The sequence below is a fragment of the Labrenzia sp. THAF35 genome (assembly GCF_009363595.1).
Classification (GTDB): Bacteria; Pseudomonadota; Alphaproteobacteria; order Rhizobiales; family Stappiaceae; genus Roseibium; species Roseibium algicola.
The window spans coordinates 4432165-4452682 of record NZ_CP045380.1; the positions used below are offsets into that span (position 1 = coordinate 4432165).

Annotated in this window: 19 protein-coding genes and 1 tRNA gene; 6 read left to right on the top strand and 14 right to left on the bottom strand. The window is 55.6% G+C overall.

The window, feature by feature from the left end:
* Positions 1-28: 28 nt before the first annotated feature.
* Both FIU93_RS20320 and coaD read right to left on the bottom strand, forming a co-directional pair.
* A complete protein-coding gene (locus FIU93_RS20320; RefSeq protein WP_209010183.1) occupies positions 29-568 on the bottom strand; it encodes a peptidylprolyl isomerase in 540 nt (179 codons plus the stop codon).
* A 40-nt stretch (positions 569-608) separates the two neighbouring features.
* Entirely contained in the window at positions 609-1115 is a 507-nt protein-coding gene (coaD, locus tag FIU93_RS20325; RefSeq protein ID WP_022998659.1) for a pantetheine-phosphate adenylyltransferase, read from the bottom strand.
* 165 nt (positions 1116-1280) lie between these two features.
* On the opposite strand from coaD, the gene FIU93_RS20330 reads away from it, so the two are divergent.
* Entirely contained in the window at positions 1281-1697 is a 417-nt protein-coding gene (locus FIU93_RS20330) for a hypothetical protein (protein ID WP_022998660.1), read from the top strand.
* Positions 1698-1791: 94 nt separating this feature from the next.
* Here FIU93_RS20330 and gyrA read toward each other — a convergent pair whose 3' ends face one another.
* Positions 1792-4599: a DNA gyrase subunit A gene (gene gyrA / locus FIU93_RS20335; protein ID WP_077292873.1), complete on the bottom strand. Its 2808-nt coding sequence runs from the start codon at positions 4597-4599 to the stop codon at positions 1792-1794.
* A 226-nt stretch (positions 4600-4825) separates the two neighbouring features.
* Here gyrA and FIU93_RS20340 point away from each other — a divergent pair, with 226 nt between their 5' ends.
* A complete protein-coding gene (locus FIU93_RS20340) occupies positions 4826-5461 on the top strand; it encodes a MarC family protein (protein WP_022998662.1) in 636 nt (211 codons plus the stop codon).
* A 12-nt stretch (positions 5462-5473) separates the two neighbouring features.
* Here FIU93_RS20340 and FIU93_RS20345 read toward each other — a convergent pair whose 3' ends face one another.
* Both FIU93_RS20345 and FIU93_RS20350 read right to left on the bottom strand, forming a co-directional pair.
* The gene (locus FIU93_RS20345; protein ID WP_152506559.1) at positions 5474-5851 is read right to left on the bottom strand and encodes a hypothetical protein; all 378 of its coding nucleotides are present in this window, start codon (positions 5849-5851) and stop codon (positions 5474-5476) included.
* A 128-nt stretch (positions 5852-5979) separates the two neighbouring features.
* Complete coding sequence (locus tag FIU93_RS20350) at positions 5980-6384, bottom strand: helix-turn-helix domain-containing protein (RefSeq protein WP_022998664.1); 405 nt, start codon at positions 6382-6384, stop codon at positions 5980-5982.
* A 106-nt stretch (positions 6385-6490) separates the two neighbouring features.
* On the opposite strand from FIU93_RS20350, the gene FIU93_RS20355 reads away from it, so the two are divergent.
* Positions 6491-7525 carry a zinc-binding alcohol dehydrogenase family protein gene (locus tag FIU93_RS20355; RefSeq protein WP_152506560.1) on the top strand — a complete coding sequence of 345 codons (1035 nt, stop codon included), beginning with the start codon at positions 6491-6493 and terminating at the stop codon, positions 7523-7525.
* A 66-nt stretch (positions 7526-7591) separates the two neighbouring features.
* Positions 7592-7927: a TraR/DksA C4-type zinc finger protein gene (locus FIU93_RS20360; RefSeq protein ID WP_152506561.1), complete on the top strand. Its 336-nt coding sequence runs from the start codon at positions 7592-7594 to the stop codon at positions 7925-7927.
* Between the two features lie 23 nt (positions 7928-7950).
* On the opposite strand, the gene FIU93_RS20365 is transcribed toward FIU93_RS20360, so the two are convergent.
* The 3 genes from FIU93_RS20365 to guaA all read right to left on the bottom strand — a co-directional run bounded on the left by FIU93_RS20365 (position 7951) and on the right by guaA (position 11174).
* On the bottom strand, positions 7951-8472 hold the full coding sequence (locus FIU93_RS20365; RefSeq protein ID WP_152506562.1) for a hypothetical protein: 522 nt from the start codon (positions 8470-8472) through the stop codon (positions 7951-7953).
* Positions 8473-8586: 114 nt separating this feature from the next.
* On the bottom strand, positions 8587-9309 hold the full coding sequence (locus FIU93_RS20370) for a hypothetical protein (RefSeq protein ID WP_031268507.1): 723 nt from the start codon (positions 9307-9309) through the stop codon (positions 8587-8589).
* 293 nt (positions 9310-9602) lie between these two features.
* On the bottom strand, positions 9603-11174 hold the full coding sequence (gene guaA / locus FIU93_RS20375) for a glutamine-hydrolyzing GMP synthase (protein ID WP_062488775.1): 1572 nt from the start codon (positions 11172-11174) through the stop codon (positions 9603-9605).
* Between the two features lie 267 nt (positions 11175-11441).
* On the opposite strand from guaA, the gene FIU93_RS20380 reads away from it, so the two are divergent.
* Positions 11442-12641 (top strand): tetratricopeptide repeat protein, encoded by a 1200-nt coding sequence (locus FIU93_RS20380; protein WP_075282780.1) that lies wholly within the window; start codon positions 11442-11444, stop codon positions 12639-12641.
* 19 nt (positions 12642-12660) lie between these two features.
* Here FIU93_RS20380 and FIU93_RS20385 read toward each other — a convergent pair whose 3' ends face one another.
* The 4 genes from FIU93_RS20385 to FIU93_RS20400 all read right to left on the bottom strand — a co-directional run bounded on the left by FIU93_RS20385 (position 12661) and on the right by FIU93_RS20400 (position 18073).
* A complete protein-coding gene (locus FIU93_RS20385) occupies positions 12661-13953 on the bottom strand; it encodes an RsmB/NOP family class I SAM-dependent RNA methyltransferase (RefSeq protein ID WP_152506563.1) in 1293 nt (430 codons plus the stop codon).
* A gap of 50 nt (positions 13954-14003) precedes the next feature.
* Positions 14004-15506, bottom strand: a complete 1503-nt coding sequence (gene guaB / locus FIU93_RS20390) for an IMP dehydrogenase (protein WP_022998672.1) — start codon at positions 15504-15506, stop codon at positions 14004-14006.
* 204 nt (positions 15507-15710) lie between these two features.
* On the bottom strand, positions 15711-16418 hold the full coding sequence (locus FIU93_RS20395; RefSeq protein ID WP_152506564.1) for an RlmE family RNA methyltransferase: 708 nt from the start codon (positions 16416-16418) through the stop codon (positions 15711-15713).
* Positions 16415-18073 carry a Ppx/GppA phosphatase family protein gene (locus FIU93_RS20400; RefSeq protein ID WP_173017445.1) on the bottom strand — a complete coding sequence of 553 codons (1659 nt, stop codon included), beginning with the start codon at positions 18071-18073 and terminating at the stop codon, positions 16415-16417. The genes FIU93_RS20395 and FIU93_RS20400 overlap by 4 nt, the downstream gene beginning before the upstream one ends.
* A 343-nt stretch (positions 18074-18416) precedes the next feature.
* Between FIU93_RS20400 and FIU93_RS20405 the strand changes: the two genes are divergently transcribed.
* Positions 18417-18490 (top strand) — tRNA-Gln (locus FIU93_RS20405).
* Positions 18491-18566: 76 nt separating this feature from the next.
* On the opposite strand, the gene FIU93_RS20410 is transcribed toward FIU93_RS20405, so the two are convergent.
* Both FIU93_RS20410 and FIU93_RS20415 read right to left on the bottom strand, forming a co-directional pair.
* The gene (locus FIU93_RS20410) at positions 18567-19808 is read right to left on the bottom strand and encodes a hypothetical protein (protein WP_022998675.1); all 1242 of its coding nucleotides are present in this window, start codon (positions 19806-19808) and stop codon (positions 18567-18569) included.
* A gap of 6 nt (positions 19809-19814) precedes the next feature.
* Positions 19815-20501: a TfuA-like protein gene (locus tag FIU93_RS20415; protein WP_353621957.1), complete on the bottom strand. Its 687-nt coding sequence runs from the start codon at positions 20499-20501 to the stop codon at positions 19815-19817.
* Positions 20502-20518: the final 17 nt, after the last annotated feature.

The following is a 20518-nucleotide window of genomic DNA, read 5'->3' on the forward strand; positions in this document are numbered from 1 at the left end:
TATTTTCGAAATTGTAGTCGCGTGAACGTTATTGTGCGTCCGATGCGACCTGCATCTTGATGATCTTGTCCGGATTTGCCGGCGGTTCGCCGCGGATGATGTTATCGACGAATTCCATACCGTCGACGACTTCACCGAATACGGTGTACTGGCCATTCAGCCAGTCGCCATCGCCGAACATGATGAAAAACTGGGAATTGGCGCTGTCCGGGCTTGCGGAACGTGCCATGCCGAGCGTGCCACGCTTGAACGGTGCGTTGGAAAACTCAGCCTTCAGGTTAGGTTCGCTGGAACGGCCCGTGCCAGTGCCCGTCGGGTCACCGGTCTGGGCCATGAAGCCGTCGATCACGCGATGGAAGACGATACCGTCGTAAAAACCTTCGCGGGAAAGCTTCTTGATCCGCTCAACGTGAGCAGGAGCAAGGTCCGGACGAAGCTGTATGACGACGCGCCCGTCCTTCAAATCGAGATAAATTGTGTTTTCCGGATCGGTGCCTTGGGCATTGGCAGCCGAAGGCAGGATCAGAATTGAAGCCAGAACGGCAAAAATTGCAAAAAAGCGCGACACTGGAGACTCCTAAGGTTCAGGTCTAGAGCTTGGCTTTGAATTACGCGCCGGGTTTCGCGCGCGATCTCAATGGTTCGGCAACCGGTTCCGGCACAAAAGCGGAAATTTCTCCGCCCATCTTCGCGATTTGACGTACCAAGGTGGCCGTGATGTGGCGCACGTTCGGAGAAGCCGGAAGAAATACCGTACGAATGTCCGGTTCCAGCGTGCCGTTCATGCCCGCCATCTGCATCTCGTAGTCAAGATCCGTGCCGTCCCGCAGACCGCGAACCAGGTAAGCTGCGTTTTGCTGGCGTGCCGTTTCGATGACCAGATTGTCGAAGGCGATGACATCAATCCGTTCAGCTTCCTCCGGAGTGAATTCCGAACGAGCCGAAGCATGGATCAATTCGACCCGTTCCTCGAAAGAAAACAGGGGAGACTTGCCGGGGTGAATGCCGATGGCAACCACCACCTTGTCCGCCAGCGCAAGCGACTGACGCAATATATCCATGTGGCCATTGGTGACGGGATCGAAGGATCCAGGATAAAGCGCAATACGGTTCATGGCACCTTCCTTACTCTGCCTGCACCTGCCTAACAAGTAGAACGCAGGCATGAACGCGTCTTTTGCCAGTAACTGACATTGTGTGACGACCGTCACAACTCTCTTTGCAAACCTAGGTCAAAGTGGCTCCATCGAAATCAATTGGCGTGAGCAGGAGCCAGCATCATGAGGAGCACTACTACAATCGACCGGACCGCAACGGCTATCGCGGTACGTCCTTTTGCCTTTCAGGCGAAGGCAATCGATCCGGCCGGACAATTCAAGATGGCCGCTATTTTCGTTCTGGCGTTGTTGACGATGATTGCCGCAGGCATGATGAGCATGCACCCGAGCAAAGCGTCGCAGGCAGAAGGTCTGACCAGCCTGGCAACGCAGGGACTTGCTTCCACAAAGTCCGACCGCGCTGTGCAAATTCCGGCATCAAAGGCATGTGAAACACAAGCTTGGGGCGCCTGGAGCGAAGACTGTGCAGCGGCACTGACCGGTGCGAACCGTGTACGCAACGTGTCCTTCGTCACCGTCGAGAAAACTGCACCCACCGTAAATGAAACAATTCTGGCCCGTTACCCCGTGGCCAACTGAGCTTCGTCTCAAACCTCCCTCCCCGTAACGGCAAACAGCGGCTCAGGTTCCACCCTGGCCGCTGTTGTCGTTTTCAGGTCTAGCCAATCAAAGATCAGGCTTCCGGAGGCGTTTCATCTCCTTCGGCGGAATCGTTCCCGGCGTCATTCTCACCCGGTTCAGCTGAACCCTCAGCTTCTCCTTCCAGGGCGTCTTCGAGGACGTCGTCTTCATCGACTTCGGAGATCCCTTCGACCGCAACGACCTTTTCGTCGGCTGCCGTCTTGAAGACGATCACGCCCTGGGTCGCACGTCCGGCGATGCGGATACCGTCCACCGGACAGCGGATCAACTGGCCACCATCCGTCACCAGCATGATCTGGTGACTGTCTTCGACAGGGAAAGAAGAGATCAGACCGCCATTCCGGCTGTTGACAGCCATGGCCGTGATGCCTTTGCCGCCTCGGCCGGTGACCCGGTACTCGAAGGAGGACGTCCGCTTGCCGTAGCCGTTTTCAGAGATGGTCAGGATGATCTGCTCGGCTGCACTCATCTGAGCGTAACGTTCCTGAGGCAGATCGCCTGCAACTACGCCCTCTTCATCTGCACCATTACCGTTCTCATCTGCTTCACCACGCATTGCACGGGAAAGCTTCAGGTAAGCGGCGCGCTCTTCTGCCGTCACATCGATGTGGTGCAGTATCTGCATGGAGATCACACGATCCTCATCGGCCAGACGAATTCCGCGGACCCCGACAGAATTACGACCAGCGAAGACACGAACATCCGTTACGGGGAAGCGGATACACTGACCGAAGTTGGTCGTCAGCATCACATCGTCATGTTCAGAACAGGTGTCGACGCCGACAATCCCGTCACCGTCTTCCAGCTTCATGGCAATCTTGCCGTTGCGGTTGATGTTGACGAAATCGGACAGTTTGTTGCGGCGGATGGTGCCACGAATGGTCGCGAACATAACATCCAGGTTTGCCCAGCTGTCCTCGTCTTCCGGCAATGGCAGGATCGAGGTGATCTGTTCGCCCTGTTCGAGAGGTAGCAGGTTGATCAATGCCTTTCCGCGCGAGGTCGGTCCGCCGAGTGGAAGACGCCACACCTTCATCTTGTAACAGATGCCGCGCGAGGAGAAGAACAGAACCGGCGTGTGGGTATTGGCGACGAACAGCCTGGTAACGAAATCCTCGTCCTTGGTCGCCATGCCGGACCGGCCCTTGCCTCCGCGTCGTTGTGCACGGTAGGTCGCCAGCGGCACGCGCTTGATGTAGCCACCGTGAGACACGGTCACGACCATGTCTTCGCGCTGGATCAGGTCTTCTTCGTCGAAATCTGCCCCGCCTTCGATGATTTCGGTTCGGCGCGGAGTTGCAAATTCTTCCTTGATCTCAAGCATTTCGTTGCGGACGATCTCCTGGATCCTGGCCCGGGAGCGCAGGATGTCGAGATAGTCGGAAATTTCCGCACCGATCTTGTTGAGTTCTTCCTCGATTTCATCGCGGCCCATCGCCGTCAGGCGCTGCAGACGCAGATCGAGAATGGCTCGTGCCTGTTCTTCAGACAGTTTATAGGTGCCGTCGTCCTGCACCATGTGGCGCGGATCGTCGATCAGAAGAATGAGCGATTCAACATCCTTTGCCGGCCAGTTGCGCTCCATCAGCTGCGCTCTCGCCGTTGCCGGGTCCGGTGCGCTGCGGATGAGCTTGATGACTTCATCAATGTTGGCAACAGCAATGCCCAGGCCCACCAAGATGTGGGCACGGTCACGGGCTTTCTTCAGCAGGTAGCGGGTGCGTCGCTGGATCACCTCCTCGCGGAAGGAGACGAAGGCGCGCAGCATGTCGGAGAGGTTCATCTGCTCCGGCTTGCCGCCGTTCAGAGCAACGATGTTGGCACCGAACGATGTCTGCAACTGACTGAAACGGTAGAGCTGGTTCAGGATCACGTCCGGAACCGCATCGCGCTTCAGCTCGATCACGACCCGCATGCCCGAGCGGTCGCTCTCGTCACGGATGTCCGAGATGCCCTCGATACGCTTGTCGCGCACCAGTTCGGCAATCTTCTCAATCATCGTCGATTTGTTGACCTGATACGGAATTTCCGTGACGATCAGTGCCGTCCGGTCCTTGCGTACTTCCTCGACGTCGACTTTCGCCCGCATGACGATCGAACCGCGGGCCGTTTCATAGGCACTACGGATACCCGACCGACCGAGGATCATGCCACCCGTTGGGAAATCCGGGCCTGGAACGATCTGCATCAGTTCTTCGAGTGACATCGCCGGATTTTCCATCACGGCAATGGCGGCATCGATCACTTCGCCCAGGTTGTGCGGCGGAATGTTGGTAGCCATGCCGACTGCGATACCGCCGGCACCGTTGACGAGGAGGTTCGGGAACTTGGCAGGAAGGACGACGGGCTCGCTCTCGGAGTTATCGTAGTTTTCCTGAAAGTCGACCGTCTCCTTGTCGATATCGTCCAGCAGTTTGTGGGCGACCTTTTCAAGACGGCACTCAGTGTAGCGCATGGCCGCGGCTGGATCGCCGTCGATGGAGCCGAAGTTACCCTGCCCGTCAATCAACGGCAGTCGCAGCGAGAAATTCTGCGCCATGCGCACCAGCGCATCGTAAATCGCGCTGTCGCCATGCGGGTGATACTTACCCATGACGTCACCGACCACGCGGGCCGACTTGCGATAGGGCTTGTTCCACTCGTAGCCGTTTTCGTGCATCGAGTAGAGAATGCGCCGGTGAACCGGTTTGAGGCCGTCGCGGACGTCAGGCAGCGCTCGCGACACGATCACGCTCATCGCGTAATCGAGATAGCTGCGCTTCATTTCATCGACGATGGAGACCGGTTTGATATCGGACGGGAGACCGTCAGTGGGCGTGCTATTGTCCTGGTCAGCCAAGGAAGACACTCATTTCATTGTTATTGCTTGCTCTTTTATATCCGATTCAAGACGCCGCTCCAAATTCTCGGCGCTTTTCCACCTAAGTAATAGAGGTTTAATTTCAATGCCTTACGAGGAGTATACACAGGGGGCAAAAATCATTTGGCTTGAGAACATGCCACCACATCGCAAAGCTCTATAGTAAGGCGACAAAAGCGCCTTAAAAACCGGTCCGGGAATCGCCATGCTCGACTACTACATCAACGCCTTCGCGACCCTATTTGTCACCATTGATCCGGTCGGCCTGGCCCCGATGTTTCTTGCAATCACGGCTGGAATGAGCAAGCACGACAGGCGCAAGGTCGCCATTCGGGCAACCATTACGGCGGCGGCCATACTCCTTGTTTTTTACGCGTCCGGACAGACGGTGCTGAATGTACTCGGCATCTCCGTTTCCGCTTTCAGGGTCGCCGGAGGCATCCTGTTGTTCCTGATCGCGATCGAGATGATTTTCGGCAAGCGCCAGGCGCGTAAAACCGAAACCGCCGAAAAGGCGATGGAATCGGAAGCGCATCATGGAACGATCAATGAACTCGCCATCTTTCCTTTGGCGATACCGCTTATTTCGGGACCTGCGGCAATCTCCGCGATCATCCTGTTGTCCAGTCAGGCTCCGGATACCCTCGCCTATGCAGGCCTCGGCGGCGTCATCGCGATCATCCTGCTGAGTTGCATGGGTGCCTTTCTCTTGGCTGACAAGATTGAACGTCTCCTGGGAGAAACCGCACAGTTGGTTATCACCCGACTTCTCGGCGTGTTGTTGGCAGCTCTATCCGTACAATTCGTTGCCGACGGCATTTTGGCCTTTATCCGCACCTGACTGAGGCAACGCTTAACGGTCCAGGTTCAACTTGTATTCTTGTGGCGAAACACCGTGCACCGTGTCTCGTGCCCGGATGATGACCTGTGACACGCCCTCTGGGATCGTGATGCCCGATTGGGATCGCGTGAAGGGTTGCTCGTCGACATGGGGGTGAAGGAGCACTCTCTCGCCTAACAATTCTCCGTCTGGCGTCAAGATCTGCCAGAGGTCGGCGTAGTGGTCCCAACCCGTATCGTCATGCCTGAGAGTTACTGCGAAGGTCCACGTGCCTGCAGATCCGGTTGCTTTTGCCGAGACAATCTCGACCTCACCTGCCCGTGCTGAGCACGCTCCGAACACTAAGGACAGGAGCAACACCGCAAGCGCTGTCGAACATCTTAGGTTCATGACGCATTTCTCCCTTGGATTTCACAGGAGCATCCTCGCAACGGGCCGCGGATTGACAAAGTCACGAATGCGTCAGGAGGCTCAATGGTTTGCGAGCGACAAACGAAACTCATCTTCCTGGAAAAACGTCAGCCTGCCTGCTGAAGGTGGCTGTCCCGTTTAAACCCTTTTGGCCAGAGCGTCTTGTTTTCGTTCCCCCAGCGTGCAAGGGCCTTCACCACCGGCTCCAGCGACACGCCAAGGTCGGTCAGTTGATATTCAACCTTCGGCGGAACAACAGGATAGACGGTCCTCACGATCAACCCGTCAGCTTCCATACTACGGAGTTGAGCGGTCAAGATCCGTTGTGTGATGTCCGGAAGCGCTTTCTGGAACTCGTTGAAGCGCATGACTTCTTTTTCCATCAACAGGAACAGAATGACGCCTTTCCACTTGCCGTCGATCAAACTGAGCGCTGCTTCGACAGCACAGCCCGGATGGCAGCCATAAACGTCCTTGACCAGTTTGGGTCCTGATTTCCTAACGGTATCCATTTTGTGCCTAAGGTTCTTTTTTGTCAGTTACGGCTAGAATTGTGCATTCTTGCGCCAAACAATTTTATGATCAATTTGATTGGTACGCAAATCAGGAGAACACAGCATGCGTGCCATCGGATTTTTTGAACCACTTCCTATTGATGACCCGAAGTCGTTGACTGATCTCGACCTACCAAGGCCGGTGCCTTCCGGAAAGGATCTTCTCGTTGAGGTCAAGGCTGTTGCGGTCAACCCAGTCGACACCAAGGTGCGGCAATCCCGAACTTCGCAAAACGGCGCGCCAGTCGTCCTTGGATACGACGCGGCCGGGATCGTCGCCGAAGCTGGTCCTGACGTTACCAGCTACAAGGTGGGCGATGAGGTCTATTATGCCGGCGACATCACCAGGGACGGAACCAACTCGGAGTACCATCTCATTGATGAACGCATTGTGGGCCGCAAACCCACGAGCCTGAGTTTTGCCGAGGCAGCAGCCATGCCCTTGACGGCGATCACCGCCTGGGAAGCCCTGTTCGACCGGCTGAAGGTGAAGGACCCGGTTCCGGCTGGTTCGAACACTCTCCTGATCATTGGCGGTTCGGGAGGCGTCGGTTCCATTGCGGTTCAACTTGCCCGCCAATTGACGAACATGACGATTATCGCAACTGCTTCACGACCGGAGAGCCGTTCCTGGGTGAGTGAACTTGGTGCGCATCATGTTCTCGATCATTCAAAACCGATGGCGCCTCAGATCGAAGCTCTGGGACTGGAAGCCCCCGGCTATGTTTTCTCGACAACGCACACAGAGCAACACGTGAACGACATTGCAGAATTGATCGCGCCACAGGGCCGTTTTCTGCTCATCGACGATCCCGACAACGTCAGCATTGGGCCCTTCAAACTGAAGGCGATATCGATCCACTGGGAGATGATGTTTACACGTTCCATGTACCAGACAACCGATATGGATGAGCAACGCAAGCTGTTGAACAACGTCGCTGACCTTGTTGATGCAGGCAAGCTCAAGACCACATTGACGGAAGTGATTGAACCCATCAATGCAGACAATTTGCGCGTCGCACATCAGAAGATTGAAAGCAATAAAACCATTGGGAAGATCGTTCTTGCCGGGTTTTTAGGATCAAGTGTTGCCGTTTAACAGGTGACACTTACCTCCTCTTGACAATCAGGCCGCCGTCTTCATGCTTTCGCTGGAGGCTTGGAGATGGCGGAACACAACGTTGAAGACATTCGGATCAAGCTCTTGTCGCTCAAGTCCGAACTTGAAACATTGAGCGAATTGTCCGGGGAAGCCCGTGCCACGGTGGAGCTAGATCAGCAATCAGTCGGTCGATTGTCGCGTATGGACGCGCTTCAAGGACAAGCTATGGCACAGGCATCCGAACGGCAGCGCCGGGCGACAATCCAGAAAATCGACGCGGCCTTATCAAGGTTGGAAGCTGGCGAATACGGTGACTGTGTGGAGTGCGGTGAAGAGATTTCCGTGAAACGGCTACAGGTGGACCCGGCCGCAGCATTCTGTATCAAATGCGCAAGATAAGGGCACACATTTCACTCTCAGGCCTATCGCTCGAAATGTCGACGCAAGCCTGTCAGGAAATCCGACACTTTTCGTGAAATCTCAACCAGCGGGAACGCCTTCAGCCGAGATTCCGTCCAGTCTGACTGCGGAGCAAGCTGTATCTGCAGTTCGACTAGTGCTTGTCGTTCCCCGATACCAAGCGGAAGTTTTTCAGCCGCTGCCAGGAGCAGCAGTTTCTCATGAATTTGCCGCAGGACGGAAAGCGCCTCTCCCATCCGTTCCGTAAGTCCGGGATCATCCCGCCATGTGTGCCCGTGAAACACTTCCTGCGTCACACGTTGTCCTGCACCGTGACAATCGTAGCTAATGCATCCACTGAAACCGAGACGCGACCTGTCAACGAAGATGGCACAACGTCCGCAGCTATCAAGTTTCGGGCAAACCTCGCCTGCTGCCTTGTCGATACCAAAGGACTCGGATTGGTCAAATGCAAAGACAACACAGCAAAGGGCTGCACAAGAAGCACAGTCTGGTGTCAGGTCTGGATGCCGTGGTGTATTCATTCACGCTCAAATCTCAACAAGGCGCTGAGCCACCAATTTCGAGAGCTCGTATCGTGATCTTTCGAAAGCCTGTTGGGTATTCAAATCTATAAAGTTGAGCAATCCAGTCTCTTTTCAAGAAGAGACTTCTTCCCCGTCAACTCTGACAGCCATGAAGGACTTGGTCAAAAACAGGAATTTTTCCTGCTTGACGAGCGCATCATCGAAAAGCGCCTTGAACATGGACTTGCTCAGCAGGCGCGCGCTTTCGACGATTTCGACGGCCTCATCGGTATTGGCCCCTTTTGCCCAATGCCCCAAGGAAAAGTGAGCAACAAGCCAGACCCTTAAAGGCTTCGGCAGCCAATGGAAAAAGAGCGTCATGCAATGCGGCTCAATGGGAAACCAGAAATTTGGTGTCTGGACAAAATAACCGCCGTGGAAATCCCGGATATTTGACGCAAACCGCTTCATTTGCGCCCAGTCACCAACATGCTCGATTACGGAGTTTGAATGGATCAGGTCATAGTCCTGAGGGTCCAGGTAACTCCAGATGTCTTCTGTGGCATTACCTGTCAAAAAATCAAATCTCCCGTCTGCCTCAAAGGCTTGAGATCCCGGTAGATTTAAAAGGGTAATCTGTACGTTGTTGCGATCCAGAAAATCTTTGTCGATGATGTTCCAATATTGAACAGTCCCGCCAATATCTAGTATTTTTACACGCCCCTTCTCAGAAAACTTACTCTCTATCAATTCACAAAAATACTTAATTCTCTTTTTTCTAGCTGCTTTGCCGAGACTGAAGCCGTCATTTTCATATCCAGAAATAATTTTAGTTAATTTACTCACTTCAATCATTCCCATCTTTATTCGGCGAAGCAACTGATAGAGCAACAGTTTGTAGACTGTTTATATGAGCGCCTGCAAATATTCAGTTAATCGAAGCAAATTGCAGTTCGTTCACAGCATCGAGGCGCTATAAACAAAAGCAAATGCACGAGCACAATCATTGACCTTTCGCCAATGCATGCAGGCTCGACAATCGTTCGTGCAGTCACATTCCTGCATTCGCAGAGTTACCTGCGATATTTCGGTCCGCCCACGTCAAGACCCGCCAAGCAACGTCGGGTCCAAGTGATCCAAAGCCTTGCTTATTCCCACTCAATAGTGCCGGGTGGTTTTGACGTAATGTCATAGGTTACGCGGTTGATGCCCTGTACCTCATTAATGATACGGGTTGCCGTCTCACCCAGGAAATCATGCGTGAAGGGGAAATAGTCGGCAGTCATGCCGTCGACTGACGTGACGGCTCTCAACGCGCAGGCGTAGTCATATGTGCGGCCATCGCCCATGACACCGACCGTTCGCACTGGAAGGATGGCAACGAAAGCCTGCCAGATATCGTCATAGAGACCGTGCTTACGGATCTGGTCGATATAGACCGCATCAGCCTTTCGAAGAATTTCAAGCTTCTCGCGGGTGATTTCACCCGGACAACGAATGGCAAGTCCAGGTCCCGGGAAGGGGTGGCGGCCGATGAACTTCTCGGGAAGGCCGAGTTCACGGCCAAGCGCCCTCACCTCGTCCTTGAAGAGCTCACGCAGCGGCTCGACCAGCTTCAGTCCCATCTTTTCCGGCAACCCGCCGACATTATGATGCGACTTGATGGTGACCGACGGACCTCCGGAGAAGCTGACGCTCTCAATCACGTCCGGATAGAGCGTACCTTGAGCAAGAAACTCAGCGCCCTCAATCTCATTCGCATGTTTCTGGAAAACGTCGATGAACAGTTTTCCGATGATCTTGCGTTTGGTTTCCGGGTCGGAAACACCGTCCAGCTCTCCCAGGAACAGTTCGCTCTCATCCGCATGGATCAAGGGAATGTTGTAGTTGTCCCTGAACATGGAAACCACTTCTTCCGCCTCGTTCAGGCGCAACAAGCCGTGGTCCACGAAGACACATGTGAGCTGATCCCCGATCGCCTCATGGATCAACACGGCAGCAACGGAGCTGTCGACACCACCGGACAGACCACAAATGACCCTCTTGTCACCGACCTGCTCGCGGATGCGCGCAATGGCATCGTCCTTGTAGGCTCCCATAGTCCAGTCACCGGTAAAGCCGGCAAGTCGGACGAAATTCTCATAAAGCTTCTTGCCGTTCGGCGTGTGGTGCACTTCCGGGTGAAACTGTACGGCGTAGAAGTTTCTCTCCTTGTCCGCGGTAATCGCGTAGGGAGCGTTTGGCGATGTGCCGAAGACCTCAAAGCCTGGTGCGATCCGGCTGACATGGTCGCCATGGCTCATCCAGACCTGTTCTTTCCCGTCGGCAAACCATCCATCCAGGATCGACAGTTTGTTCTCGACAGGTGTCACGAATGCTCTGCCAAACTCGGCCGTGCCGCCACCGCCGGAAATCTTGCCACCGTCAACCTGTCCGCCCAGCTGTTGCATCATCACCTGTTGGCCGTAACAGATCCCCAGGATCGGAACGCCCATTGTGTAGACACTTTCCGGCGGACGTGGTGAACCGGCTCGTGTAACCGAATCCGGGCCGCCTGAGAAAATTACCGCCTTGGGCGAAAACTCGCTCAAAAAGGCGTCGGTAACGTTCTGATATGGGTGGATTTCGCAGTAGACATTTAACTCGCGCAGGCGCCGCGCGATGAGCTGCGTGACCTGGGAGCCGAAGTCGATGATAAGAAGGCGCTGATGCTGGGTCATGGCCAGCTTCTAACCGGTCTTTTGAGTAAAATGAACCCGAATTTCACAGCCGATGCTGTCCCGCACAAGATTTTGCCGCCAACGCCTGTTTCGCGGCTTTCTTGTGTCGTAACTTTGGCGGGCAAATGTTTCCGGCGGACAAGCTGTGTACGGCTGAAATTCGCTTTTGACCGGCGCGCGCCTGCTCCTTAGGTTAACCATAAGCCCCCGTGCTTCGTCTCCGGTGAGACAAGCTGCTGGCAGGTGCTTTTAGGAAAACCGACCCAGATGACCGCAGCTGCCCGTAAAGCGTTTGAAGAAGCCGTAGCCCTTGAAAATGCGGGCAATCTTGACAGGGCGCTGGTGTCTTATCTGAAAGCCCAGGAACTGTCGCCGGACGACACGGAAATTGCCTACAGAACGGCATCCGCGTTGCTCCAGACCGGTTATCTGGACGAGGCGCAATCGCAGTTGCGCCGCATCGTGTTTGCCGAACCAGACCACCTGAATGCTCGCGCGAGTCTCGGAAACTGTCAGTTGCTGCTCGGTGACATGGCAAACGCTCGGCAAAATTTTGCTGATGTGCTCGCCCAAGCACCGGACAATCGAAATGCGCTCTATGGTCTTGCCAGTGTCTTGCTGAAAGAAGACAAACCCGAAGAAGCTTCCGTTCCGGCCCGACGCCTGGTCGAGCTATTGCCGGATACGCCAGCTGTCTTGTCTCTTTTCGCAGACACACAGGCGCGTGTTGATCAAAAGGCAGCAGCGATCGCAGCTTATCGGAAAGCGCTGAAGGCCGATCCGGATTACGGTCCTGCACTAATTGGTCTTTCGCAGACATTGCTGCTGCGTAAGCGCTTTGACGAAGTGATCGAGCTGACGATCCGGGCAAGTGAGCGAGCGCCGGCAGACCCGCTTCCCCTGGACCTGTTGTCCGATGCACTCGCCGGGAAAGGCGCCCTGGAAGATGCTCGTGAAGCCGCGCTTGCCGCGTTGAAGCTATCTCCGAGATCAATACAGACCCACGTTCGGCTCAGCAGTATTGCGCGTAAGTTTGGAGATCATGGTGCAGCTCTGAAACACGCTCTGGCCGCGCACGATCTCGACAAATCAGCAAAAGAACCTCTGAATGCACTTGGAGCCGCCCTCGCCGCACTCAAATATTCCAATCAGGCCAGATCCGTCCTGACGGCCATGTCTCGAGGCGACGGTCTGGAGCCGGCCATTCGAGAACTCGTCGAAGGCCTGGTTGTCGCCGAAAGGAAATCACCGGAAGCAGGCCCAGTAAGCTCGCCTGCGACTTCAGCAACGGAAGAACCCTCGTCAGATAATCCCGACGCTGCTGTAAAAATCGCTCAAGAAAAAGAAACCAAACAGGAAATTCAACACCAGGAAAGCCTTGAGCCCGTGACTTCGAAGAAGTTACTCGCAACAGACGGCGATCAATTGCCGAACGTTCTTGGGCTGCGCCGTCAGGACAGATCCTGACGGCAAAAACTGTCTGATCTCACTGCACGCGCCGGAACAGGGCAATGAAGAAACCGTCCGTTTGGGTAGACCCGGGCGTCAGCAGAATGTCGCCACGGTCGGAAACGTATTTCGGGAGCCGTGCATCCGGCAGAGTTGTTTTCCAGATATCCAGTGCGGAAACAGACTGGAACGATGGATTTTGCTCCAGGAACCAGTCCGCCTGGGCCTGGTTTTCCTCACGCAGGACGGAACAGGTCGCGTAGGCGAGACGTCCCCCCGGCTTGACGTATCTGCTCGCGCTTTCCAGTACACGGCGCTGGTCTTCGATACGATCCTGCAAGGCCTTTTCCGCCAGCTTCCACTTGGAGTCCGGCCGGCGACGCCATACGCCGGTCCCCGTGCAAGGGGCGTCGATGAAAACCAGGTCCATCTGATCGACAAGATCGTCTAGGCTTGAGGTTGCAGGATCTCTCACCTGAATGTTTCGAACACCGGCCCGCTGCAGTCTTTCGTGGATCGGAGCAAGCCTGAGCCGGTCCGCGTCATAGGCATATAGCTGCCCCTTGTTCTGCATGGAGGCAGCCAGAGCCAGTGTCTTGCCACCACCGCCAGCGCAAAAGTCCAAAACCTGATCACCAGGTTTGGCTTGCGCAAGATGAGCCGCCAGTTGGCTGGCTTCGTCCTGCAATTCAAACCAACCCTTTCGATAGCCTTCCTCAGCCTGAACATGCGGCATGCGGCCAAGATCAGGCTTGGCCTCGATGCGCGCACCAACCGGTGACAGCGGTGTTGCCTTTGCCCCGGTATGAGCCAGCCGCTTGAGGACCTTGTCCCGGTCAGATTTGAGCGTATTGGTTCTCATGTCGACCGGAGCGCGTGTTGCCAGCGCCTGGCCTTCTTCAATGGCGCTTTCGCCGAAGACGGTCTCAAAATGCGGCCAAAGCCATTCTGGAATATCTGCCTGTTCAAAAGGCGACGGCGTGCTGTCAGGCTCCTGCGAGAGGCAAGCGATTTCATCAGCTGACAATGCAGCCGGAGCATGATGATCCTGCTCAAGAATGTCGCTTAACGCCTGCAGGCCTTTGCCCCAACCCAGGCAATAGGTCGCTAGAACGATGGCTCTTGACGAACCGTCTTTCATTCTTGCACCAAGCGAAGCCTTGTTCCGAAGTGCGTCAAACACAAGATTGCCGATGACCGTCCGGTCACCAGAACCTGCAAACCGGTGCGCGGAACCCCAGTCTTTCAGGGCAAGCTGCACAGGCCTGTGCCGCGTTTCCACTTCTGTCAGGACTTCAATTGCCGCCGCCAGGCGTCCGCCATCTTTCATGCTGTTCCTTTGCGGGGCGCCTATAGCAAAGCGCCCCGGTACCGAGTGGTTTAAACGTTGGACGGGTAATTTGGGCTTTCTCGTGTAATCGTCACATCATGGGCATGGCTTTCCCGCAAGCCTGCACCAGAGATCCGCACAAAACGCGCCTTTTCCTGAAAATCAGGAATGTTGCGGCCGCCAACATAGCCCATTGCAGCCCTCAAGCCACCTGCCAGCTGATGCAGAACGCTGCCAAGCGCACCTTTGTAAGGCACCTGACCTTCGATGCCTTCCGGTACAAGCTTGAGACTGTCGCGTACTTCCGCCTGGAAATAGCGATCGGCCGAGCCACGTGCCATGGCGCCGACGGACCCCATGCCCCGATAGGATTTGTAGGATCGTCCCTGGTGCAAATAGACCTCGCCCGGGCTTTCTTCAGTGCCTGCCAGAAGAGAGCCGACCATGACGGACGCCGCGCCGGCGGCAATCGCCTTGGCCAGGTCGCCGGAAAATTTGATGCCGCCATCAGCGACCACAGGTACGCCCTGCTTGTCCGCTTCGTTCACTGAATCCATGATGGCCGTGAGCTGCGGAACGCCAACGCCAGCGACAATTCGGGTGGTGCAAATGGAACCTGGGCCAATGCCGACTTTTACCGCATCTGCACCGGCGTCAATCAAAGCCTTGGTTGCGTCACTGGTTGCCACGTTGCCTGCAAGTACCTGCACGGAATTGGAAAGGCTTTTTACCCGACCGACCATGTCGAGAACCTTCTGGGAATGACCATGGGCCGTGTCGACCACAAGAAGGTCCACACCTGCGTCGATCAGACGTTCTGCACGGGCAAACCCTTCCTCCCCGACGCTGGTTGCCGCTGCAACGCGTAACCGGCCCTGATCGTCCTTGGACGCATTCGGATTGAGCTGTGCCTTTTCCATGTCCTTGACGGTGATGAGACCGATACAGTTCCGGTTGTCATCCACGACCAGAAGCTTTTCGATGCGGTTCTGATGAAGGAGCCGCTTGGCGTCATCCTGGCTGACGTTCTCGTTGACAGTAACGAGATCGTCCTTCGTCATCAGTTCATGGATCTTCTGGTCGGGATTGGACGCGAACCGCACGTCCCTGTTTGTCAGGATGCCAACCAGCTTGCCAGTAGTCTGACCGCCTGCTCCGCCGTTTTGAACGACCGGAACGCCGGAAATGCCATACCGTTTCATCAGGTCAAGAGCGTCCTGCAGGGTCGCGTCCGGCCCGATGACCAGCGGATTGACCACCATCCCGGATTCGAACTTCTTGACCATCCGGACCTCTTCGGCCTGCTGGTCGAGAGAAAGGTTGCGGTGAATGACGCCAATGCCACCTGCCTGAGCCATGGCGATTGCCAGACGGCCTTCGGTAACTGTGTCCATTGCCGACGAGATGATCGGAATATTGAGTTCAAGTTCCCGTGTGACCCGGGTGCGCAGGTCAACTTCACCCGGCATGACTTCCGAGTGGCCAGGGATCAGCAAGACATCGTCAAACGTCAGGGCTTGCTGTCCAGTGGTAGGGACATAGAAGGATGCCATTGCCAATTCCCCTTTGTAAAAAAATAGCTGAGACGCACGCTTTGATCAAAAGCCTGCATCTTTCGAGTCGCTTCGGCTGTGCCGGAGAAGTTGGCGCGGGTCAATAACACGCAGGTGACAGAAAGAAAAGGGGGTGACGCCCGCTATGGGGCGTTCCCCCTGTATCTCTAGGCAAACCGGCTTCCCGGTCGAGTTGAAAACGATTCAGTCCGGATCAAGATCACTTCCGCGAAAGCCCTTCGCGATCACATAAAGTTCCGGGCTTTCCTTGCGGCTTGCCGGCGGTTTCAGATGGGCGACCGATTTGAATTCGCGCTTCAGGTCGTTAAGCAGTGCATTTTCCGTCCCGCCCCGAAAAACCTTCGCCAGGAACGAGCCGCCCGGAACGAGGTTGCGTCTCGCGAAATCGATTGCGATCTCGAAAAGATGCGTCGTGCGCAAATGGTCGGTCTGCTTGTGGCCGGTGGTCGGCGCCGCCATGTCGGACAGAACGACATCGGGCTTGTGGCCACCGAGTGCTTCCAGCAAGGCGGCTGGAGCATCGTCGTCCAGGAAGTCTTTTTGCAGGAATGTCGTTCCTCTCACGTGGTCCATTTCCAGATAGTCGATCCCGACCACCTTGGGCGCTTCCACGGAGGACTGTACCCTTTCCACCGCAACCTGACACCAGCCACCCGGTGCGCAACCAAGGTCGACCACCCGGTAACCGGGTTTCAGCAATTTGTGCTTGTCGTCGATCTCTATCAGCTTGTAGGCAGCTCGCGACCTGTAACCGTCCATCTTCGCGCGGCGCACGTATGGATCGTTCAATTGCCTCTGCAGCCAACGCGTGGAGGATTCGCGCCGACCAGCGGACGTCTTCACCTTGACGTGGAGACCTCGGTCGCCTGTTCCCTTTTTGCCCTGATTCATGTTCTGTTCCCTTGGCGCCCGCGATTATGCCGGGAGCCGTTTTTGCGGTGCGACCAGACACCATCGGCCGCCATCAATTCTGTAAGAATGCCTTCGCGAAGTCCTCTGTCCGCGACGCGCAGACGTGAGCAACTCCAGCGGCGGCGGATAGCTTCCAGGATGGCACAACCTGCCAGAACAAGATCAGCCCTATCCGCACCAATGCATGGATTATCCACGCGTGCCTCATAAGGCATGTCGCGCAGCTGATCAATCATTCTGGAGACGTCCCCATCTTCCAGCCAGGTACCGTCGACCCTGCGCCTGTCATAACGTTTCAGGCCCAGATGGACACCGGCCAGTGTGGTGACCGTACCAGATGTTCCGAGCATATGAACCCTGCCCGACGCGATAGCTTCGGTCAGGTTATTAGCAAGATTGAACGCTGCCAGATGTTCGGCGGCATCTTCAATCATGGCTTCGAAGATATCCGGTGTCACGTGAACACCGCCGTGCCGCTCTGCAAGGTTGACGACGCCGACCGGCAACGAGATCCAAGACCGGATGAAGCGGGTCAATGCATAGCCCCGAGCGCCACAACGGTTGCGCAGGTCCAGCCAGACTATCTCCGAGGACCCTCCGCCGATATCGAACAGAATCACGCCATCGGCGTCGTGATCCACAAGCGAAGCGCATCCGGCGACTGCCAGGCGGGCCTCTGTCTCGCGGTTCACGACCTCGAGCGCCAAACCTGTCTCCGCCTTCACCCTTTCGATGAAGTCAGCTCCATTTTCGGCTGCCCGGCAGGCCTCTGTCGCGATAAGCCTTGAGCGAGCAACCCCTCTGTCGGCAAGTTTCCGGTGGCATTGGGCAAGAGCATCGATTGCCCGCTCCATGGCCGCATCGCTCAACATTCTGTTCGATCCGACACCTTCTCCGAGGCGCACTATTCGGGAATAGGCGTCGACCACACGAAATCCGCGATCTTCAGGTCTGGCGATCAAAAGACGGCAATTGTTGGTCCCAAGATCAAGCGCGGCATAAAGCGGTGAGTTGTTCCTGCCCGTAGACCGATCATATGGTGCAGGATTACGAGAACCGTCGACCTGTTCCTTCCGGCTTGCTGACGGGCGATTTTCACCATCCCGACGCACGCGCAATTCATGATTACGGTGGGAGGGTGTACCGGTACTCTTTTCGAGTGTCTTTGAGCTGACAACGATGTCGCCATCGTTTGTCCGTGCAACAGGGACTGATTCCGCTCCGTTGGCGGACTGTTTGCGCCGTCGGCCGCGTCTACGGGCTGCCTTCTTTCCCTTCAGGCTCGTCGTGGTGTCAGGTTGTCGTTCCGCACCATCCTGGTTCAGTCCGCCTGCCTGGACGTTTTGCACGCCCTCACCACCGGCTGCCCGCCCGCGCTTCCGTTTTTTGCGACGTTTCTGGGAAGTGGACGCACCCTCACTCTTTCGCGCAGGCTGTTCCTGCGCGGCGAGTGCTTGATCGACGGGTCCGGTCACAGCACTGGACGGAATTCGCCCGTCCGTATCAGGCACTCCGTTGACGACACCGTTTGCCTGTGTCGCAGAGTTGCCTTTGGGGCGCTTGCCAGACTTGCGCTTTCGGCGTCGTCTGGATGTTCCCCCGGGCTCCCTGGAAGCCCCGCTGGTTCCGGACACATCAGGGGTACGACGCCCTTTCTCGGGCGGTTCCTGACCTGACTGAGTCACGTTTTTGCCTTTCAGATCTCCAGTGCTGCCGCCGTTTTTCACGGGGCGCTGCTGGGGACTGCGTCTTTCGTTGACAAAACTGTAACAGGTTGCCCCTCGCCGGAAAAGCTTTCCTTGAAACGAATGCATACAGTCTTTCGCGAGACTTTCCACAGGCATGCAATTTCACAAAAAAGTCGTCGACGGGTCTTGCAATCGTGAATGTGATGGATGTATATGCGGCACACCAATCGAGAGCGACCAATCATTTCGCCCTGTACCGACGATTGGCAGCTCGCCTTATGAGCATTGTTGGGGAATAGGTTAACGGTAGACCCACGGACTCTGACTCCGTTAGTCCTGGTTCGAATCCAGGTTCCCCAGCCAACCTCTTCTTCTGAAAAAACTAGCCTGATGCTGAAGACACACGTGTCCGTGTCGGTTTGCATCTAGTTCCGTTCGATCAAGTCGCTTGCCGTCTGATTACCTTGCTGGCACAGCGCAGTGCGCCATTTGCATGGGCAAGGCTTTCCCAGCCGAAGACCAGCTTGGGATCGAAGCCGAGATCCTTCCAGATCCTGGCGTTCTCCGCATCGAATTCCGTGAATCTGCTGTCTTCGCCGAAGCATGGCAACCACATGATTGGTTTGCCATTTCCCTCTCGTAACGCATTTTCCAGAAGAACGTTGTTGTAGAGCCGCGGTCTGACTGCGTTCTTTACGTCGACCCCAAAGGGAACTGGATTGCGGATGATTTCGAAACCCTGGTCCCTCAACCAATGTTCCGACGCATCGAGAAGTCTCTTTTCCCGCTTCGCCTTGCTGATGGCTTCTGGGGCCACGGCCACCGGGTCTGCCAGCAATAACAAGTGCTTGCCGTTGTGGCGCAAACCTGTTGGAGAAACATATCTGTCGACATGGCTTTCGCACCGCTCAATGGTCGTAACCAGATCCGGCCGCAAATGAGAAAATGAAAGGTCTACGAGCAAATCATTCGCTGTTTGCCAGTCCAGGTCTCCCTCACGGTTAGAATCTGCAGTGTTCTTGCCGACCCCGCTTTCTTGAGCATCGACGGCGGGCTTTTCGAACAGGTCTTGTCTTCGGTATCCCCAATAGCAGACAGGTCTGTTATCGAGTTCACCGATACGCCGATCTGCGGCAAGCAAAGTGCTGTCACCGCGATACTTGCTGGAGGCTGATCTCAACCGGCTTGTGTGACCGATGAGACGAAAGCCCTCACCAACGATCTGGTCTCCACCCGGCAAAAAGAGTGGCAGATCGTGGCAGGAGACAGAAAGGTGTTCGGCCAGTAACCCCGGCAAGTTGCCCCTGGGCCAGTCGCATGCTGGAGCGGCAATCCGCAGGTCGTTGCCTCGCATTTGTACCAGTATGGAATCCTGTGCCCAAATATCTGCACTTTCAAGCGGCCTAGCGCCTGCCACGACAATGTCATAGCGACACTCGGTTTGTGTTTCGATCCAGTTTCTTGCAGCCACCTCGTTAAATGAATCTGCAAATACCAGGATTGAAACGCTCGAAGGCATGGCCTTGAGCAAATTTCCGATCGCGGCGAGTATCTTTTCGGCGTGAGGATTGCCGGGATCAAAAACCTTTTGAGGTAGTGAGATCGCTATCGTTTCAATCAGACCGCCACAATCCGGCACGATTGACCATGTGGTCCTGGCTTTTACAATCTCCATTTTCATTAGCTGTCACCTGCCGAGAACTTCTTTTTCAAGTGACTTGAGAAAAAGGGTGTTCTGTATTTTCCAACTGTCCTGACCATCATGCGTCTCAATCTCGATGTTCTCTTTCAGATTGGTCAGGAGCTTTTGAGCATCTTGCCGTTTCAAGCTCTGCTCGAACTCGGGCAGGCACTTCAGAAAGTGAGCGCTTTCAGCTTCGGAAAGTCCTGTTTCGCTCAGCACGCGCACCCAGGTTCGCGTGGAAAAATGCAGACCGGTTGCAGCTTTCAGCAATGCATCATGTGCGCTTTCGGCTATGAACCCGCCTTTCAAAGCTGCAGACAGCGTCGCCTCCGCATCCACCAGCGCCAGTGTCAGCGGGCAATAGGCCAGTTCTGCCGGAGCGTGCGAAACAGCAACATCCGCATCCGATTGACGCCTTCCCGCTTGATAGTCTGCAAAAATTGCCCCGACACCAACCATCCCGAATGGAAAACACTCTGCAGCCCGTAATGCGCCCATGCTGGCCGCGCCGTACACCCTGCACCCCTCCTGTAGGGCGAACAGGATTTCCTTGTGCCAGACAGAAGGGGTGGAGTTGAAGTAACCATCAATCAATCCGATCACGCGGCGCCCCTGCCCCACGGCTCGCAGAATGTCTCCGCGTGCCGCAGGTGGGAATACGTCCAGGTCGTCAAAAAGATCGCCGGCCAAGCCGTGAACGCTCGGTC

Coding starts and splice junctions, on each gene's coding strand:
- coaD (WP_022998659.1), bottom strand. CDS start 1,115: ATGAACCGTATTGCGCTTTATCCTGGATCCTTCGATCCCGTCACCAAT.
- FIU93_RS20330 (WP_022998660.1), top strand. CDS start 1,281: ATGAGGAGCACTACTACAATCGACCGGACCGCAACGGCTATCGCGGTA.
- FIU93_RS20340 (WP_022998662.1), top strand. CDS start 4,826: ATGCTCGACTACTACATCAACGCCTTCGCGACCCTATTTGTCACCATT.
- FIU93_RS20345 (WP_152506559.1), bottom strand. CDS start 5,851: ATGAACCTAAGATGTTCGACAGCGCTTGCGGTGTTGCTCCTGTCCTTA.
- FIU93_RS20350 (WP_022998664.1), bottom strand. CDS start 6,384: ATGGATACCGTTAGGAAATCAGGACCCAAACTGGTCAAGGACGTTTAT.
- FIU93_RS20355 (WP_152506560.1), top strand. CDS start 6,491: ATGCGTGCCATCGGATTTTTTGAACCACTTCCTATTGATGACCCGAAG.
- FIU93_RS20360 (WP_152506561.1), top strand. CDS start 7,592: ATGGCGGAACACAACGTTGAAGACATTCGGATCAAGCTCTTGTCGCTC.
- FIU93_RS20365 (WP_152506562.1), bottom strand. CDS start 8,472: ATGAATACACCACGGCATCCAGACCTGACACCAGACTGTGCTTCTTGT.
- FIU93_RS20370 (WP_031268507.1), bottom strand. CDS start 9,309: ATGATTGAAGTGAGTAAATTAACTAAAATTATTTCTGGATATGAAAAT.
- guaA (WP_062488775.1), bottom strand. CDS start 11,174: ATGACCCAGCATCAGCGCCTTCTTATCATCGACTTCGGCTCCCAGGTC.
- FIU93_RS20380 (WP_075282780.1), top strand. CDS start 11,442: ATGACCGCAGCTGCCCGTAAAGCGTTTGAAGAAGCCGTAGCCCTTGAA.
- FIU93_RS20385 (WP_152506563.1), bottom strand. CDS start 13,953: ATGAAAGATGGCGGACGCCTGGCGGCGGCAATTGAAGTCCTGACAGAA.
- guaB (WP_022998672.1), bottom strand. CDS start 15,506: ATGGCATCCTTCTATGTCCCTACCACTGGACAGCAAGCCCTGACGTTT.
- FIU93_RS20395 (WP_152506564.1), bottom strand. CDS start 16,418: ATGAATCAGGGCAAAAAGGGAACAGGCGACCGAGGTCTCCACGTCAAG.
- FIU93_RS20410 (WP_022998675.1), bottom strand. CDS start 19,808: ATGAAAATGGAGATTGTAAAAGCCAGGACCACATGGTCAATCGTGCCG.